The 16,881-nt window shown below is 61.6% G+C and carries 9 protein-coding genes and 1 tRNA gene; 5 read left to right on the top strand and 5 right to left on the bottom strand.

All coding sequences use genetic code 11. The annotated features are described in order from the left end of the window. Positions 1-161: 161 nt before the first annotated feature. Both ACUIAD_RS03515 and metG read right to left on the bottom strand, forming a co-directional pair. Positions 162-3,182: an HAD-IA family hydrolase gene (locus tag ACUIAD_RS03515; RefSeq protein WP_445343689.1), complete on the bottom strand. Its 3,021-nt coding sequence runs from the start codon at positions 3,180-3,182 to the stop codon at positions 162-164. Positions 3,183-3,408: 226 nt separating this feature from the next. Continuing rightward, complete coding sequence (metG, locus tag ACUIAD_RS03510; RefSeq protein WP_110451558.1) at positions 3,409-5,280, bottom strand: methionine--tRNA ligase; 1,872 nt, start codon at positions 5,278-5,280, stop codon at positions 3,409-3,411. 293 nt (positions 5,281-5,573) lie between these two features. Here metG and ACUIAD_RS03505 point away from each other — a divergent pair, with 293 nt between their 5' ends. Together ACUIAD_RS03505 and ACUIAD_RS03500 are read left to right on the top strand one after the other, a co-directional pair. Then, positions 5,574-6,185, top strand: a complete 612-nt coding sequence (locus ACUIAD_RS03505; protein WP_445343688.1) for a hypothetical protein — start codon at positions 5,574-5,576, stop codon at positions 6,183-6,185. An 8-nt stretch (positions 6,186-6,193) separates the two neighbouring features. Beyond that, positions 6,194-6,643, top strand: a complete 450-nt coding sequence (locus tag ACUIAD_RS03500; RefSeq protein WP_445343687.1) for a variant leucine-rich repeat-containing protein — start codon at positions 6,194-6,196, stop codon at positions 6,641-6,643. Here the strand turns inward: ACUIAD_RS03500 and rsmI are convergent. Next, positions 6,607-7,536 (bottom strand): 16S rRNA (cytidine(1402)-2'-O)-methyltransferase, encoded by a 930-nt coding sequence (gene rsmI, locus ACUIAD_RS03495; RefSeq protein WP_445343791.1) that lies wholly within the window; start codon positions 7,534-7,536, stop codon positions 6,607-6,609. The two genes, ACUIAD_RS03500 and rsmI, sit on opposite strands and share 37 nt — an antisense overlap. Positions 7,537-7,786: 250 nt before the next feature. On the opposite strand from rsmI, the gene ACUIAD_RS03490 reads away from it, so the two are divergent. From ACUIAD_RS03490 to ACUIAD_RS03480, 3 genes are all read left to right on the top strand, one after another. Beyond that, positions 7,787-9,343, top strand: a complete 1,557-nt coding sequence (locus ACUIAD_RS03490; protein WP_445343790.1) for a dolichyl-phosphate-mannose--protein mannosyltransferase — start codon at positions 7,787-7,789, stop codon at positions 9,341-9,343. Positions 9,344-10,471: 1,128 nt separating this feature from the next. Beyond that, positions 10,472-11,152 carry a VTT domain-containing protein gene (locus tag ACUIAD_RS03485; RefSeq protein ID WP_110451555.1) on the top strand — a complete coding sequence of 227 codons (681 nt, stop codon included), beginning with the start codon at positions 10,472-10,474 and terminating at the stop codon, positions 11,150-11,152. A gap of 83 nt (positions 11,153-11,235) precedes the next feature. Next, positions 11,236-11,308 (top strand) — tRNA-Ala (locus ACUIAD_RS03480). Between the two features lie 219 nt (positions 11,309-11,527). Here the strand turns inward: ACUIAD_RS03480 and ACUIAD_RS03475 are convergent. Continuing rightward, the gene (locus tag ACUIAD_RS03475; protein WP_258333094.1) at positions 11,528-12,715 is read right to left on the bottom strand and encodes a glycoside hydrolase family 1 protein; all 1,188 of its coding nucleotides are present in this window, start codon (positions 12,713-12,715) and stop codon (positions 11,528-11,530) included. A 410-nt stretch (positions 12,716-13,125) separates the two neighbouring features. Beyond that, the gene (locus ACUIAD_RS03470) at positions 13,126-16,863 is read right to left on the bottom strand and encodes a hypothetical protein (RefSeq protein ID WP_445343686.1); all 3,738 of its coding nucleotides are present in this window, start codon (positions 16,861-16,863) and stop codon (positions 13,126-13,128) included. Positions 16,864-16,881 lie beyond the last annotated feature (18 nt).

Below are 16,881 nucleotides of genomic sequence, written 5' to 3'. Positions count from 1 at the left end.
CGAATGGCCTTCATGAAAAGATGTTCCTGAAACTGCAGACTCACCCGAGCCTGCAGCTTCAGCTCCAGCCATCCTCCAATCAGCCCGGCAGTCGCCTAACCAACAGGAGACTCACTCGACGCCATCTCAGATTCCAGGCACATCTGATCCGGAGTTGCAGATCATATATGACGAGGATGCCCCTGGACCAGAAGATCCAGCTCAGGACCTGACAGGCGTTTCAGATCGACGCCGTCTGGTGTCACGGCAACCTGGAACCTGGTGCCACGCACCTCCAGCTCATAGGTCAGCGAGCGCCAAGAAGAAGGCAGGCGGGGGTCGATGCTCAGCCCGGTTCCGCCGGTGTCGCGCAGGCCTCCAAAGCCGCAGACCAGGCTGGACCAGACGCCTCCGCAGGCGGCCAGGTGGATGCCATCGGTCGTGTTGGCATGCAGGTCGTCCACGTCCGTAAACAAGGACCGACGGAAGTACTGCATAGCCAGTTGTTCATGCCCCACCTCAGCAGCGAGGATGGACTGGGAGGCTGCAGACAGAGTCGAATCCCCGGTGGTCAGCGGATCGTAGTAATCGAAGTCAGCCAGCTTCTGTTCCGGAGTAAACCAGGAGCTGAGCAGGTAGAGGGCCATGACCACATCGGTCTGCTTGAGTACCTTGTGCCGGTAAATGACCAGCGGATGATAGTGCAGCAGCAGAGGCCTGGCCGTGAACTGGTCGAAGTGCCAGCGAGGCCGCCGCATGAACTGGGCGTCCTGGGCATGGACCCCCTCCTGATCGTCGAAGGGGACAAACATGGCCTCAGCCGCGCTTGACCATTTGTCGGCCTCCTCGTCGCCCAAGTGCAGCCTTTCACGGATAGCGCCGATCAGGTCGGGATGCTTCTCGCGCAGATGCTGGTAGGACTTGTATGCAGCCAAGAGGTTGAACCGGGCCATCTGGTTGGTGTAGAGGTTGTCGTCGACCAGGACCGTGTATTCGTCAGGGCCGGTCACACAATGGATGTGGAAGCGGCCGTCCTCCTTGTAGCGTCCCAGGCTCATCCACAGACGGGCCGTCTCAACCAGGACGTCGATGCCCTCAGCCTGCAGGAAGTCTTCATCGCCGGTGACCTGCACATACTGGGCCACCGCATAGGCGATGTCGGCATCAATATGGTACTGGGCCGTGCCCGTAGGGAAGTAGGCGGAGGCTTCCTCGCCGTCGATGGTCCTCCAGGGGAAGAGAGCGCCGTTCAGGTTGAGGGCGCAGGCCCTGCGCCTAGCAGCGGGCAGCATCAGATAGCGATAGTGGAGGACGGCTCTCGCCCGAGCAGGCGCTGAATAAATCAGGAAGGGGAGAATATAGATCTCGGTATCCCAGAAGTAGTGGCCGCTGTAGCCGGACCCGCTCAGGCCCTTGGCGCCCACGCCGTTCTCGATCTGCGCCGTAGACTGGGCCAGCTGGAAGAGCTCCCAACGCACCATCTGTTGCGTACGACCGCCATCGTCGGCCTGAATACGGATATCCTGCCGCTCCCAGAACCGGTCCAGCCATGCACGCTGGCGCTGCTCCAGCTCCTCCAGAGAGAGGGTGCTGACCTCCTCCAGCCGATCGCGGCAGTCCTCGACCAGATTCCTGGTACCCTCGCCCCGGGTCTGCACGACCAGACCGTTGCCGCTGGTGCCAGCCGGAAGAATGGGGTGACTGCGGTAGACGGCGTAACGGACCAGATGGGTGGAACCGCCCTTGGGCACGTCCATGCGCCAACCAGAGCCCTCGACAGGCCGACCATCCCTGAACTGTCGGACACCCATGGCCAGGCTGAGCCGTGAATTATTGCAGCGGAATACCCTGCAGCCTGCACTCAGCTCACCATAGACTGCATTGTCCAACACCTCGTGGATTCCGCAGCCGTCCACAAAGGTCGACTTGCGGGGGTCGCTGGAGTTGACATGCCGAGGATTATCGGCATTGACCGGCCCCTCGACCACCACAGCCATGTCCCGGTCGGGAGACTCCACAGTCAGCGTGCAGACGCTCAGGCTGCGGTCATACAGGCAGACCATGCGAGTGAGCACAGTCTTCAAATGGATGCCATGGCCCAGATCATACAGATTGGTGGTGGTCGCGATTCCGGTTCGGAAGTCCAGACGTTGAGTAGTCTTCTCCGGCCGGCCCAAGGGCAGCCCCTCCACCTTGAGGGTGAAATCCGAGGCATCGGGCACCCCCTGAATCAGCTGGCCAACCTTGGCATATCCGTAGGCGCTTTCAGGATGAGCTATCCGGAAAGTGTCATGGAAGCCGCTCAGGAATGTGCCGTTGCCCAAGCAGCGTTCCCCGCCGCCTTCGCCCCTGACGCCGATGGAGCCGTTGGTGACCGAAAAGACCGTGGCACTGACGGCATCAGGCCGACCTACTTCGCTGAGCCCCCACTCATCCACGGGGAAACGCTCCTCATCCAGACTGGGGTCCTCACCCTGCCCGCGTTCGCTGGCATCGTCGTCGACCAGCTCGATCAGCTGGTTCACTACCAGGTCCGCACCCGCCTTGAGCAGCTGCTCGCGGCCGGCGCCCCTGTTCACGCCCACAACCAGGCCGAACCTGCCCGCATGGCCGGCGGCCACGCCAGAGAGGGCGTCCTCGACCACAACGGCATCCTCATTGCGCAGTCCGAGCACCTTGGCCGCATAGGCGTAGGTGTCCGGTGCAGGCTTGCCTTGAAGACCCATCTCATCCTTGAGATTGCCGTCCACCACAGTGTCGAAGTATCCGGCGATTCCAGCAGCCTGGAGGACTTCGGCCGTGTTGCGCGAACTGGACACCACGGCCAGACGCTTCTTGTCAGCGCGCAGGTGCCTCAGCAGATCCACCGTGTCCGGGTAGGGATCGATGCCCTTTTGCTTCAGCAACCGCTCAAAAGTCATGTTCTTGCGATTGCCGTATCCGCAGACGGTGTCCAGACGTGGATCGTCATTAGGGCTGCCCCAGTCCAGCTCGATGCCCCTGCTGCGCAGCAGGGCGTCGACACCGTCATAGCGGGGCCGGCCATCCACATAGGCGTAGTAGTCCTGCTCCGTATAGGCCGGGACGTTTCCGGGCAGGACCCGATCGAATAATGCCTTCCAGGCGGCTTTGTGCAGGATTGTCGTGGGCACCAGCACCCCGTCCAAGTCGAAGAGCACACAGGCGAATTGGGCAACTTTCATGGTTACTCATCCTATGGGTCTTCCGTGACGAAAGAACCCGGCGGTTCGCAGAACCGCCGGGTGAGAAGAGAGAGAAGAAGGGGATTCAGTTATCGGGGCCGTATGGCCCCCATCGGCTAGTACTTCAACCGACAGAACAAATATAACCAGCGCTACCTTGGAGGAAATGCCCGAAAACCTCAAAGTTCTCTGTGAATCGCAGATGCTGTCCCGGGCGCGTCGACTATCACTTGCCCTGGTCGCCCAGCTTGGCCTGCTCCGCCTCGAATCGGGCGTGCTCTCTGGCTTTGCGGCGATCCAGCTCCTCCTGGAAACGCTCCAGTTCCTCCTGCACGGCTTCCTTGGGAATGCGCGGGAAGATGGGCGCGGGCCGATCGACTGGCGTGCCGTCCCTGAGGGGCTCCCGCGCCCAGGGATGGACAGTCTCTCCTAGCCGGTAGTCACCGGTGATGATGGGATAGTGGAAGTCGGGCCGATCCAGATCATCAACCTCCTGGACGCGAGGCAAAGGCGAGAAGGTGCCCTCGCCGCCCATGGTCTCCCAGACACGCTGCGAGGCATGGGGCAGGAATGGAGCCAGCATGGTGTTGGCGTCCAAGACGGCCTGAGCGGCGGTGTGCAGGACTGCAGCCAGACGATTCCGGTCGTCCTTGATCTTCCAGGGCTCCTGGGCAGAGATGTACTTGTTGATGTCTCCCACCAAGGCCATGGCCTCGACCAGGGCGGCCTTCTGGCGATGGTGCTCAATCAAAGACCCGACGGCATCGAAGGCCTGCAGGCTGCGATCCAGCAGGGCATTGTCCTCCTCGGTCAGCCAGGATTGCTCGATGGCAGGGATGCTGCCGAAGTCCTTGTTGAGCAGGTTGGCCACGCGGTTGACCAGGTTGCCCCAGGAGGCGGCCAGCTCCTCGTTGTTGTGACGGACGAACTCCGCCCAGGTGAAGTCCGAGTCCGAGGTCTCCGGCCCAGCGATGGAAATGTAGTAGCGAACCGCATCGACCGGATAACGTGCCAGGATGTCCTTGACGTAGATGACGATGCCTCTGGAGGAGCTGAACTTCTTGCCCTCCATAGTCATGAACTCGCTGGCCACCACCTGCTCAGGCAGGTTGAGCTCGCCGTAGGAGCCCGGCTGTCCGCCCTTGGACCCCTGGCCGTTGTAGGCCAGAATCTCCGAGGGCCAGATCTGCGAGTGGAAGGTGATGTTGTCCTTGCCCATGAAGTAGTAGCCCAGAGCCTTAGGATCATTCCACCACTTGCGCCAGGCCTCAGGGTCGCCCTGACGACGGGCCCACTCGATGGATGCGGACAGGTAGCCGATAACGGCATCGAACCAGACATAGAGCTTCTTGTTGGGATCGTCGACCCATCCGTCCACAGGCACGGGAATTCCCCAGTCGATGTCGCGGGTGATGGCTCGCGGCTTGACCTCCTTGAAAAGTCCCAGAGAGAAGTTGAGCACGTTGCTCCGCCAGCCCTTGCGGGTCTTCAACCAAGCCAGGTTGGCCTCGGCCAGAGCGGGAAGATCCAGAAAGAAGTGCTTGGACTCCTCGAATCGGGGCGTCTCCCCATTGATCTTGGATACAGGATTGATCAGCTCGTCCGGATCCAGCTCGTTGCCGCAGTTGTCGCACTGGTCGCCGCGAGCGCCATCGTAACCGCAGATGGGGCAGGTCCCCTCAATGTAGCGATCGGGCAGGGTGCGGCCGGTGGAGGGCGATATGGCCACTTTCTGTTGACCCTCATAGATATAGCCGTTGGCTCGGCACTGGCGGAAGAGCTCCTGGACCACCTTCTCATGATTGCCTGTCGTGGTCCTGGTAAAGAGGTCATAGCTGAGCCCCAGATCGCACAGATCCTTGACGATGACCCGGTTGTAGCGGTCAGCGATCTCCTGGGGGCCCACGCCCTCGGCGTCAGCCTCCACCAGGATGGGAGTGCCATGCTCGTCCGTGCCCGAAACCATGAGGACATCATTGCCCTTCATGCGTTCGTAGCGTGCATAGACGTCCGAGGGGACGCCGAACCCAGCGACATGGCCGATGTGACGGGGCCCATTTGCGTAGGGCCAGGCGACAGAAACAAGGATATGACTCATACCAGCAAGATTATCGGCTTCGGCCTACAATCCCCCGCTCGTCCACAAGGCAGCTGACGATCAGGCAGATTATCCACAAGTGCACAAATTCAGCCCGCCCTCAGGCAAACCCTGGCCCGAGCGTTTACAGTCAAACCATGAATCGAGAACACGTCCTCGGGGGAGCGACGTGGATGCCTGCCACTGCCCCTGGCGCCAGCCGCACCCTTAGAGCTACAACAAAGCCGCCGGGCAGAGCACCGCGCGCCGACACTGCCCAGCAACGTTTCGGCCCGCGATCCGGAGCAGCACTGATGCGCACCCGCAGCCGTCCGCCTACGACTGACCTCAGGACCACGGCCCCCGATCCTGAACCGCTGCCCAGCCTGATCCAAACCGGAGACCTACCCGGCCCGCTCAGTCTCAGCCTGCTGGCGAATGAGGGAATCATAACCTGTCTGGACCGATCCTGCTGCTATCTGAACGAACAGGCTGAAGGACTCTACGGTCGTGCCTCCATCGTCATGCCTATGGTTCCTTATGGAGCAGCAGCCTGTGGCGGGCTGGCGCTCTGGATATGGCTCAACGGCCGTTTCCCTGATGCCTTGGACATCATTTCCAACTCCCACTTCCGCACACCGGTTCACGGCAGGCCCCTGCGCCCTCACCAGCGACAGCTGGATGCCCGCTACCTGATGAGGCTGGGGCAGCTCTGGGTAACTTCGCCGCTCTGGACCGCCTGTGATCTGGCCTGCGACCCTTCAGGCCGATGCAACGGAGAGGACGTTATGGCAGTCCTGCATGAGCTCATGGAACGCTATCAGGTCAGCTGCGGATCCTGCGAGACGCTCCTGTCCTCCAATCCGCGATGGCCTGGCCACGCTCGAGGGCTGGAGACCATAAGACGACTCAAAGTGCTCCTATGAAGCCGCCGATGAGGGGCCGCAGACCCGGACACGGCGCTCATCGGCGCCAGTCCCGGGTCCGGGACCGTCGGAGATCAACCTCTGCTGAACGCATGGCCCGGCTCATGACTGCCATCACCAGCCGGGCGTGCCCTTCAACTGGAGACGATTTGAACCCAGACGAGCCCGATTGCTTCGAACCAATGACTGACGACCGCACCCCACCACCTGAGCCTCCCCTAGTGCCCACAGCACTGATGGCCACAGATCCTGCGACCGACCCGAGCATCCTCTGGACCATCGCCCGAGAAGAGCCTCGACTGCGCCGGTGGCTGGTAGCCAACCCCGCCGCCTCGCCAGCCCTGCTGGAGACCATCTCCCAGCTGGGTGGGCCCGGCGTGCGCAGAGCACTGGAGGTGCTGTTGGATGAGGGGAGCGGAAATCAGTCCTCCTTATCTTCTTCCACGGCTAAGGCATAGATCCGCTTGCGGTTGGGCAGGCTGCCATCAGCCAAGGGATGTTCGGCAGCCACCCGGGCGATGGCCTGCTTGAGCCGCAGGCCCTCGGATCGGGACAGATCGCGTGCCAGGACCGCCAGTCGCCGGTCATCCATGGCATCGGGATCGTTGCGTCTGGCCTCCAAGGCGGAAGCGCCGGCCACGACCAGGACCATCTCCCCCCGGGCAGGCTCCTCCTGGAGGGAGCGCACAATGTCGCCGATGGTGCCCCGTCGAATCTGTTCATGTTCCTTGGTCAGCTCCCGGCAGAGTGCCATGAGCCTGTCAGAGCCGAAGACCTCCTGAAGGTCCTGCATAGCCTGATCGATGCGGTGGGGCGTCTCATAGAAAACCATAGTCCGCTCCTCGCTGCGCAGGGTGCGCAGATGCCGCATCCGCTCCTGATGCCGACGGGGAAGAAACCCCTCGTAGCAAAAGCGGTCGGTCGGCAGGCCGGAGAGAGCCAGGGCATCCAGCACGGCACTGGGGCCGGGAGCGCAGGTGACCGGTATGCCTCGCTCGATAGCCCGTCGAACTATGGCCATGCCTGGATCGTTGATGGTGGGCATACCCGCATCTGAGACCACCAGAGCGCAGGCTCCGTCACGAACCTGATCCAGAATAGGATCAGCCATCCGCCGCTCATTATGGTCGTGATAGGCCATCACCTTGCCGCCTACACGCACCCCCAGCCGATTGGCCAGATCATAGAGTCGCCGCGTATCCTCCGCAGCCACTAGGTCTGCAGACTGCAGCAGCTCCACCAGGCGTGCCGAGGCGTCAGCGACATTGCCAATAGGTGTAGCCGCCAGCACCACCGTTCCACGTGAAACACTGCGAGGAATTTGCTTCGCGTAGTACTCTCCGCCTTGCATATGTTTTTCGCTCCGGCCATCCATGCTGATCATGCCTTCAGTATGGCTTAATCTAGGGGTGATGACATCTTCGGCAGGGCTTTCTTTGCAGCATCGCTCCTCCAGACACGGTCGGCACGCCGCCCCCCGTTCCGGTCGCCCTGTCATGATGTCCATCCTCAACACACTCGGAGGTCGACGCACCAAGGGACGGATCGACTGGACCTCCCGGCTCTCTCATCGACAGAAGAGCTGGCTGTCCTGCATATCCATGGCGCTTCTGGGTGGAGTCCTGCGGTTGGTGCGGCTGGGCAGCCCCCGGGCCATCGTCTTCGACGAAACATATTATGTCAAAGATTCCTGGACCATGCTGATGACCGGCGAGCCACGCAACTGGCCAAAAAAAGCCGGCCCGCTCAACCTTCCCATCGACCAGGTCTTCGCCCAAGGGCATACAAACGGCTGGCTGCCCCAGGCCGAATACGTGGTTCATCCGCCGGTGGGCAAGTGGTGCATTGCTCTGGGTCTCAGGCTGTTCGGGGGAGCTGGCAACCCCTTCGCCTGGCGAGCCGCCACTGCCGTGGTCGGCACCATTGCCATTCTGCTGCTCTGCCGAGTAGCCTTGCGTCTCTTTCACAACCTGCCCATCGCCCTGACAGCCGGTTTCCTTATGGCCATCGATGGTCTGGGCATCGTCATGAGCCGTACCGGCCTGCTGGACAACTTCGTTATGATCTTCACTCTGGGAGCCTGGCTATGCCTGATGGACCATCGAGACTGGGCCCGGACCAAGCTGCGGCAATCCTGGGCCAGGGACCAGGCTGATTTCCGTCTGCACTACCGAGTCAGAGTTATTGAGTCACGGGGCAGCCAAGAGCAGAAGAGCCGGGTTGAGCTGCCTGTGGCCTCCACCGGTCCCTTCATCGCTTGGTCCTGGTGGCGGACAGGAGCCGCCCTGCTGCTGGGCCTGGCCACCGGCACCAAGTGGTCGGGCGCTTACTTCTTTGCCGTCTTCGCTCTGATCTCAGTGCTCTGGGACGGCTGGGAGCGCCATCAGGCTGGATACGGATTCTGGCTGCAGAGCGCCGTGGTCAAGGACGGGCTACCGGCGGCCTTGCTTATGATCCCGGTCTGGGCAGGCACCTACCTGGCATCCTGGACGGGATGGTTCCTGCACGGTGATTCCTACATGCATAGTTGGGCCGCGGAACACCCTGGCCAGGGCCTGACCTGGCTGCCGGAAGGGCTGCGATCTTTGGCTGAGTACCACAGGCAGATGTGGCATTTCCACACCACCCTGAACACCCCGCACCCATATATGGCTAACCCTCTGACATGGCCCCTGCAGATCAGGCCCACCAATTTCTACTGGCAGAAGCTCAATGGCTTCCCTGGCCTGTGCGGATTGGCCAAGAATTCCCGCTGTGTGGCAGCCGTCACCTCCCTGGGCAACCCTATGACCTGGTGGCTGGGCAGCATCTGCATGATCCTGGCCATCGTCATCGCCGTCGTAGTCAAGCACGGAGATTGGAGGATCTGGGGGGTGCTGGCAGGCATGCTGGCCGGCTGGCTGCCCTGGGTCCAATATATGAATCGAACCACTTTCACCTTCTATTCCATCGTCATCCTGCCCTGGATGATCCTGGCAATCTGTTACGTGGCCGACTGGCTCAGGCAAGACTCGGATAGCATCCTCTACCGGCAAACCATGATTATCGGCCTGGCCCTGCTGAGCCTGACATCAGTCTTCTTCTACCCGCTGTGGACCGCCATTCCCATTCCCTATGACTTCTGGCGAATGCACATGTGGCTGCCTAGCTGGATCTAAGACAAAAGCAGGAATGCGCGACCGCCTTGTATCCGCGTTTATATGCTGTCGTCTTCAGATGGCTCGATTGCAAATGGTCTGCGCCTGCAGCAGCGAAATCCTTCCAAAGCTGCTCTTGAACGCCACAGTCGACCCCGATCGACCCAAAGCGCTTGGTGCAGAGCAGGGCAGTCAGCGGACACTGAGGAGATATATTGCCAACCAACCTCTTGGGCGGGCGTGGAGATTGCGCCCGTGACCAGCGCGGGCTGAAGCTGTCGGACTTGTTTTGCTTCCACCCCGCACACGGCTGGTCGACCGGTTATTGGCGCCTAGCGTTCCAAATATTAATGAACCTGCTCCAGATCGCCATCACGAACGAAGCTTCAGTTAGTGAGGCTCCCGACAGCATCATGGATGCGCTGGTCGCGGGGGGGTACCGGTCAGTACAGAGCCTAGACAGGCTTCGCTGGCGAACAGGCTAGCCTGGGTCTTGGTCGCCGGATCCCCCGGTTCGTCGCTATCGGTACGATTGGCCTGCATGCTCAGAGTCACCGACGTGCAAGACCTGCCGTCCAGAGCGACACGAATGGATTGGTCTCCCCTCCCATTGACAATATCCAGATGGTGGATTGCTGCCAGAAGCCGCATGTAGTCGCAGATGCGGAGGGCATGACCGCCATCACCGCAGCCCGAATAGGCTGAGCACCAGGGTTCATGTAGGGTTGCTTAGGGCTGCCTAGGCCTGCTTGGGGTTTTTAGGTCTGCACCCGATCATCTAGAGCCTTGCCCAGGATGGCCGCATAGTCGGCATATTGCTGGACGGTGCCGCAATTGCGGTTGCCCCAGTCTCCAGCTTCCTACAGATACTGGGGAGATCCCTGCAGCAGAAGGTGGCCACGGGCTTGAGGCCGTTCCTCAGCTGCATGTCCAGCACCCACCGGTAATCGTCCAGACCAGCATGGTAGACGGCACCGCCTTCCTGCCTTTTTTGCGTAGAAGAACTGACGATAGGACCGTGGCCGGCAGCTCATAGGTTGTGTTGTCCTCGCAAGGAATCGGACCCGTGCGGACCATTTCCCGTAATCAGCTTGTTAAAGTGTGTCTCGGTTCTGGACAAGCACACATCGACGGAATGGAACGCAACTCATGGGGTTCGTCAACTGGCTGATACACCTGCTCAAGGATCCGCGCAGCGCTATCGCGAGCTGGATCGCCATGGGGCTGGTACCGACCTACGGGTTCATCTTCCTGATCATCTTCATCGAGACAGGCGTGGTTTTCATGCCCTTCCTGCCGGGCGACTCCCTGCTCTTCGCCGCCGGCGTCTTCGCCCATGACCCGTCCAGCGGCATGGCTCTGGACGTGCTTCTGCCCGTCGTCTGGCTGGCCCCCATCCTTGGAGACCAGAGCAACTACTTCATCGGACACTTCTTCGGCCGGGCCATCGTCCGTTCGGGGCGCGTGAAGTCGCTGACCCCCGAACGAATCGCCAAGACCGAAGGCCTGATTGACAAGTGGGGCCCCCTGGCCGTGGTACTGGGACGCTTCCTCCCCTTCATCAGGACCTTCATGCCCTTCATATCTGGCATTTCCGGAATGCGCTGGCGGCGCTTCACCCCCTTCAGCATCCTGGGCGGTCTGATATGGTCCACCCTCTTCACCCTCCTGGGTTACTTCTTCGGCGGCATCCCCGCAGTCCAGCAGCATTTTGAGCTGGTCATCATCCTGATCCTGGTCATCTCGGTTCTGCCCACGGTCATCGGCCTGCTCAAGGCAAGGTTTGGAAGCAAGGGTTCCACCGAAGAAGCCAGCTCCAAGGCGGAATGATACCTGACTTGGGATATTTTGCGTTTGGCTAGGGCACGCGCTAAAGTGAGCTTCTGTTGTTCGGCTACGGTCGGGCAACGAATGGGGCTGTAGCTCAGTTGGTAGAGCGCTTCGTTCGCATCGAAGAGGTCGGGGTTTCGACTACCCTCAGCTCCACTTTTCCACAGTAATTCCAGGGATGCATGCTTGGCCCGTCAGTCGGCTCATCGGCTGAATCTCTCGATCTATATCCACCGTGACATCTGGATTTGGCTCCGTGCAGACCGGGGCATCGCGCCCGGCCGACCAATGAGTGCGAGGGCGGCATGTGCCAGCGTCCGGCCCCGGGCCGATACGAAGTCGGTCCGGGGTCTGACGTTCGCGCCCGTGCCTGTGCTAGCCCCGGGGATGGGCAAGGATGCCCGAACGGGCCACCTGACCCAGCCAAGCCAAGGAGGGCCTGGGGTGGCGCTCGAAGGTCTCGCGGTCCACGGAGACCAGACCAAAGGTGGGTTTGTAGGACCCCCACTCGTAATTGTCCAGAAGGGACCAGTGGAGGTAGCCTTCCACACGCACGCCCTCATCCATGGCCTGATGAAGTCCGGCCAGGGCGTCAAAGGCGTAGTCGACCCTCCGACTGTCATCGGCTGTGGCGATTCCATTCTCGGTGACCACGATGGGGGTGTGCTCGGCGATCCGCCAGGTGTGGCGCACAGACTCCCCCAGGGCGTCAGGATAATACTCCCAGCCGGTCAGGGTCTTCTCCACATCCTCCGGGACCGGTCGGGGGCCGTCGTGGCCGATGAAGGTGCGCAGGTAGGCCTGCACCCCTATGAAGTCGTCACCTCGTGCAGCCTGGGTGAAAAAGTCCTCGCGGGGGTAGCGGTACTCCTCCATGTCCTGCTCACAGCCTGGCAATGCCTGGAAATCCTGACAGGCAATGGTCCAACCGGACTTGATTCCCGGTAGGAGGGAGAGGACTGCCCGAGCCTTTCTGTGAGCCTTGACCAGGGATTCAGAGATGACCGGGTCAGGGGTGGGCAGGGAAGCTGCAGCCATGTCGTTGCCCTCTTGCCCCCCTTGGGTCAGAGCCACCATATTAGGCTCGTTAATCGTGCAGACCCAGGTGACTCCTTCCAGAATGGGGATGAGGTGCTCCACGTACCGTCCGAAGAGGTCAGTGGAGGCAGGATCGCGCCAGCCCCCTCGCCTGGCCAGCCAGCGGGGCAGAGTCATGTGGTTCAGGGTGACCATGGGGGTCACCCCATCCTGGAGGCAGGCTTCGATCATGGCCCGGTAGTGCAGGAGCTGAGCCTGGGAGAAGAATCCCTCCTCAGGCTCCACCCTGGCCCACTCCACTGAGAAGCGGTATGTGTTCAATCCGCTACCAGCCAGAAGGGATATGTCTTCCGCGTAACGGTTGTAGCTGTCGTCGGCATCCCCCGAAGGCTCGCTGAGGTCGCTGTCCGGCCGGTGCTCACGCTCCCACCAGTCGGCGTTGACATTGTTGCCCTCTATCTGGTGGGCAGCCGTGGCCGCTCCCCAGAGGAAGTCCTGTGGAAAGGTGTATGTAGGCGTTGGCATGTGGATGTACCTTCCTTGTTCGATTTGGTGGGCGGACCCTGCCGGACTCCCCCCCCCCGATGAACCGGTCTGTTCGTACTTTCCAGACGGGGGTGCCGGTCGTCCCCTGGCCAGATTGCGCACACTTGCACTCAGCATGTCATTTAACCGTTTGGAAGCTTCCGACACTTTCAGACGGGTGGATTCCCTTACACGACTCGGCTGCCAGCAGGCGCACGACATCGTGGCGATGGAGGCACCAGCCTCCTCCGCCATACTGTGAACTCTTACTCTGCGCATACGCATACACACACACTCTGCCTGCTTAGCCGAGAAAGGCTGCCGGATGACATGCTGCAGAACACTGGCCACCCTGCTATCTTCCTCGCCGGCATGGGTCGGCGGACAGTTACAGACATGGGCGTCGGCACTCACCGTACAGTCTGTCCGTCAACCGTGAGGAAGATGTCGATATGGACAGCTCCAGCCAACTGGTCCTGGGCCACATCCAATCCGCCCTTGCGGTAAGGCAGATCCAGGATCCGGCCCTCAAGCCTGCGTCCATCAGCCTCAACCCTCAGACGGTCCGAACCTGCACTCTCCGAGCCGGTGTCTTCTGGTCCAGCGACCGGCCCACCAGCCACATGGTAGCGGATGGTACGCGGCCGGCCGAATAAGGTCATGGTCACCTCCAGTCCGTCATCTTCCTGGGACAGGACCGGATCGAAGACAACCCGCCCATCGTGCAGCTGAAGGCCGAAGAGGTGCTGGACCACCTGTCGGCAGTAGATGCCGGGGCCGGAGGAATAAATCCTCCATCCTCCCCTCACGCCTACGGGGTTCTCGGCCCCCTCCTTGAGCCTCGACCATTGGGAGGCAGCCGTGTATCTGTCAGGGAAGTCGGCATCCGACGAGGCGAAATAGCAGTTGCGTTGCCTAGGCTCGCTGGTAGGCAGGCGGCGGAACTGGCCCACCGGACTGATTCTTAGGAGCTCCTGACCCAGGCGGGTTCTGCCCAGCAGACCCAGGGCCTCCGCGTAACGCACATGGGCGTGCGTATACATCAGGCCAATCTCCCGACCCACGTTGGCGGCCTGCTCGGCCCTCTTGAATACCCTGGTCACCCCATCATGGAAGGAGGCCGGGCGGTCCATGAGCCTCACCCCGTCCGGATAATGAAGATCGCCTTCGATGATCCTCTCATGGTCCGCCTCCTGGTCAGGTGTGAGCAGGCCGGCGATGATGGAGCGAGTCATGGGAATCAACCTGTACCGTATGCCCGTTCTGGTATCCGAGGGATGTATGACTGGACGGGGTTGGCCATTGACGAAGTTGACGTATCCGGCCAGGATCCCTTGGAAGATAAAGTTATCGGCGAAGTCGGCCTTGATCCTGGCAGCCTCACCGGCAAAGCGAGAGGCCAGGTCGGTCCGGCCGGCGGCATCAAGGAGCGGTTGCAGTCCGCAGCAGGCCTGGTAGAGGAGGGCGATGGTCCATGTGGAGGCCATCTGTCTCTTCATGGACTCCTGGGCTGGCTGAAGGGTGTCGTCCCAGTCCCCCTCGCCATAGCAGAAGAGGTCGGTGCCCGGGACGCTATGCGACTGGATATAGTCCAGCGTCCGAGCCAGATGGTCGGCCACCGTGGGCAGGCTGGGCGAGGGACCACGGTGATTGACCGGACTTGCAGCTTCGACTGGTCCGACTGATGCGGAGGGACGAGCGATATCATCCCGCCAGAAAGCCACGGGCTCATCCAGGAGGTCCGGCCTACCGTCCGCTTCGACGTACTCAGCCAGCGCCAGCAGGGGCCAGACCGGGATATCCCCGTGGGAATCGTGCTGGTAGAGGTCTGCATACTGGTCGAACATGAACCACTGCGGCAGGGAGCCATCGGGATTCTGATGGGCGAAGACCTTGAGGAGGATGGTCCGGGCCAGCTCGGTATGGCCGAAGGTCAAGGCCAGTTCCAGGGGCCCTTGGCAGACGTCCCGTGTACCCCAGGCAGCGCCCCCATACTGTTCCAGCCCGTGGGGTGACAGGAAGTGAACCAGGGCGTTCTGCACCAGCCAGGGCAGAAGATCATTGAATTCCGCGAATCTTCCCTCCCCTGCCACATGCAGCCCCTGCATGAAGGAGGTCATGGCCAGATAATGGGCATGGAGGAGCTTCCGTTCGGAGCCGGCAAAGGTCGCGTCGGGCGTATTCTCCTCGCTTGCGCCGCCATCCATGGATCCGGCGATGGTGACGGACAAGGCCCGGCCCCCGTCCGACAGGAAGGTGACCATGGCCGGATCGCTGATATGGACCCCTGCTCCTGGATCGAAGAGCGGGCTGTCATCCCCGGTCCTTGCGTCGGACGATGAGATGACGTATCTCAGTCCTGGACAACGTTCAGCCGCCGGGCTGCCCGGTGCAGGGGCAAAGGAAACGGACCCCCCCATCCCCTGGGTGGCATCGGCATGAGCGAACTTCCGAAGCCAGGCGGATGGATCTTCAAGGCTGATCGTCAGCAGGGCCCGGATCGGGCCATCGGCCTCCAGACGGATGTCGATGGCAGCCCTGCCCAGATGGGCGATGGTGGACACCGTCAGGGTCCGATCACCCAGACGATAGACCCAGCGGGATCCGCCCAGATCCATGATGTAGGCCGAAGGAACACCCAGGAGGCGCCAAGTACCGTCCACCTGGACCAGGATGCGGACCCCCCGCGAGCGCAGGAGGCCCAGACCGGTCTTCTGGACTGAAATCAGCTGGTTCATGTTGGTGTTGCCCAGGACCACTTGTGATGCGAAGACACCCCCGGCGTAGGTGGTGACGGCCATGGTGGGCTGTGACGGGTCGGTATCCGGGTTGCCGGACAGGAGAATCTGCCCGTGGGAGCGGACCACCTCCAGTTCCTTGCGTGCGCTTACTACATGGCAGGCATCATCTCCGAAGTAAGAGAGCAGATGGCCTGTCTGGTCCGCCTCTGGTTGGAGGATGGGCCCTCCGCCCAGTTGGCTGAACTCACCCTCAGGCAGGGGGTCGCCATTCAGCAGCGCCGAAGAGATCAGGAGCGAGGTTGCTGACTCAGCCTGTGAGGCAACGGGAGAGGTAGATGAGAAGTCATGGGTGCCGGTGGACGGACTGCCATCCGCCTCGTTCTCGTTCGCCACACCCCAGTCCTGGTCATCGTCGCTTCGGCTTTCTTCAGAGGCCTCCGCGCAGGCCGCGCAGGCCTTGCCCAAGTCACCCCTGTAATCGGACAGTGCCGTGTTCCACACCTGCCAAGTGAGGCCTTCCCGGGTCAAAGGCGCCCTGGGAGAGAGTAGGCAGGCCATGGCGAATTCATACTGGTCTATGCCCCCTCGGTCCCAGTCGGCATCGCCGAGGGCCGCGGGCTGACCGTCCAGACGGGCACCAAGCCCGTAAAAATCGTAGCCGTCAGTCATGAACGCCCTGCATCCCTGTGAGATTCCCGTAACGTACAGGGGAAGCCGAGGGGCGCAACCCATCGTTTGCCGGGCTGACAGGACGCTGCCGAAATTGGGGACGTCCTGCACATGGTAGGCGATGTACTGGGAGATGTAGGACTCGGCGCCGGCAGCCATGGACGGCTCCACCAAGGCCAGATCCTGGGCGGAAACCAGGTCCCACAGATCGTCGGACAAGATGGCGTGCTCCCATTCCTGCCTCTCACTAACGGCAGTCGAGTCACTCTGGTCAATCGTGACCGACACCTCCCAGGTCCAGGACGCCCCCCTGCCAGCCCCGCCGCTTTCGCCACCAGATGGAAGAGCTCGGGAAAGCGCAGGGGATAAGGCACTTGGAAGAAGCCGAACCCGCCAGCGGACACCCAGGTCCCTCCCCTCCCATAGGGGGCTGCCAGCTGCCGGATCGAAGCAGGCCCGGGAACCTGATCCGGTCAGTTGGATGGAATCGATCCGCCCCTCCCGATGGCGGCGAAGCCACAGGCCAGCCAGGGGACGGTCATGGATGCCGGGCCTGAACTGGGTGACCTGGATGCCTCCTGCATTGATCAGCGTCAGGTCCCCGTTGAGGTTGAACGAAGCCGAGAAGTCCCCCCTCTCGACGGTCATGCCTTTGGGCTGGCTTATCCGGCCCCCGTCTCCCTGGCCGTCACCTGCGCCGTGGTAGGGAGACTTGCTGCGTGGAGTGTCTGTGTTCATCTTCTCCGCTTTCATTGC

The sequence above is a fragment of the Bifidobacterium sp. ESL0819 genome, assembly GCF_052606245.1.
The sequence above is the reverse complement of the archived record's forward strand: the minus strand, read 5'-3'. Positions and strand labels throughout refer to the sequence as shown.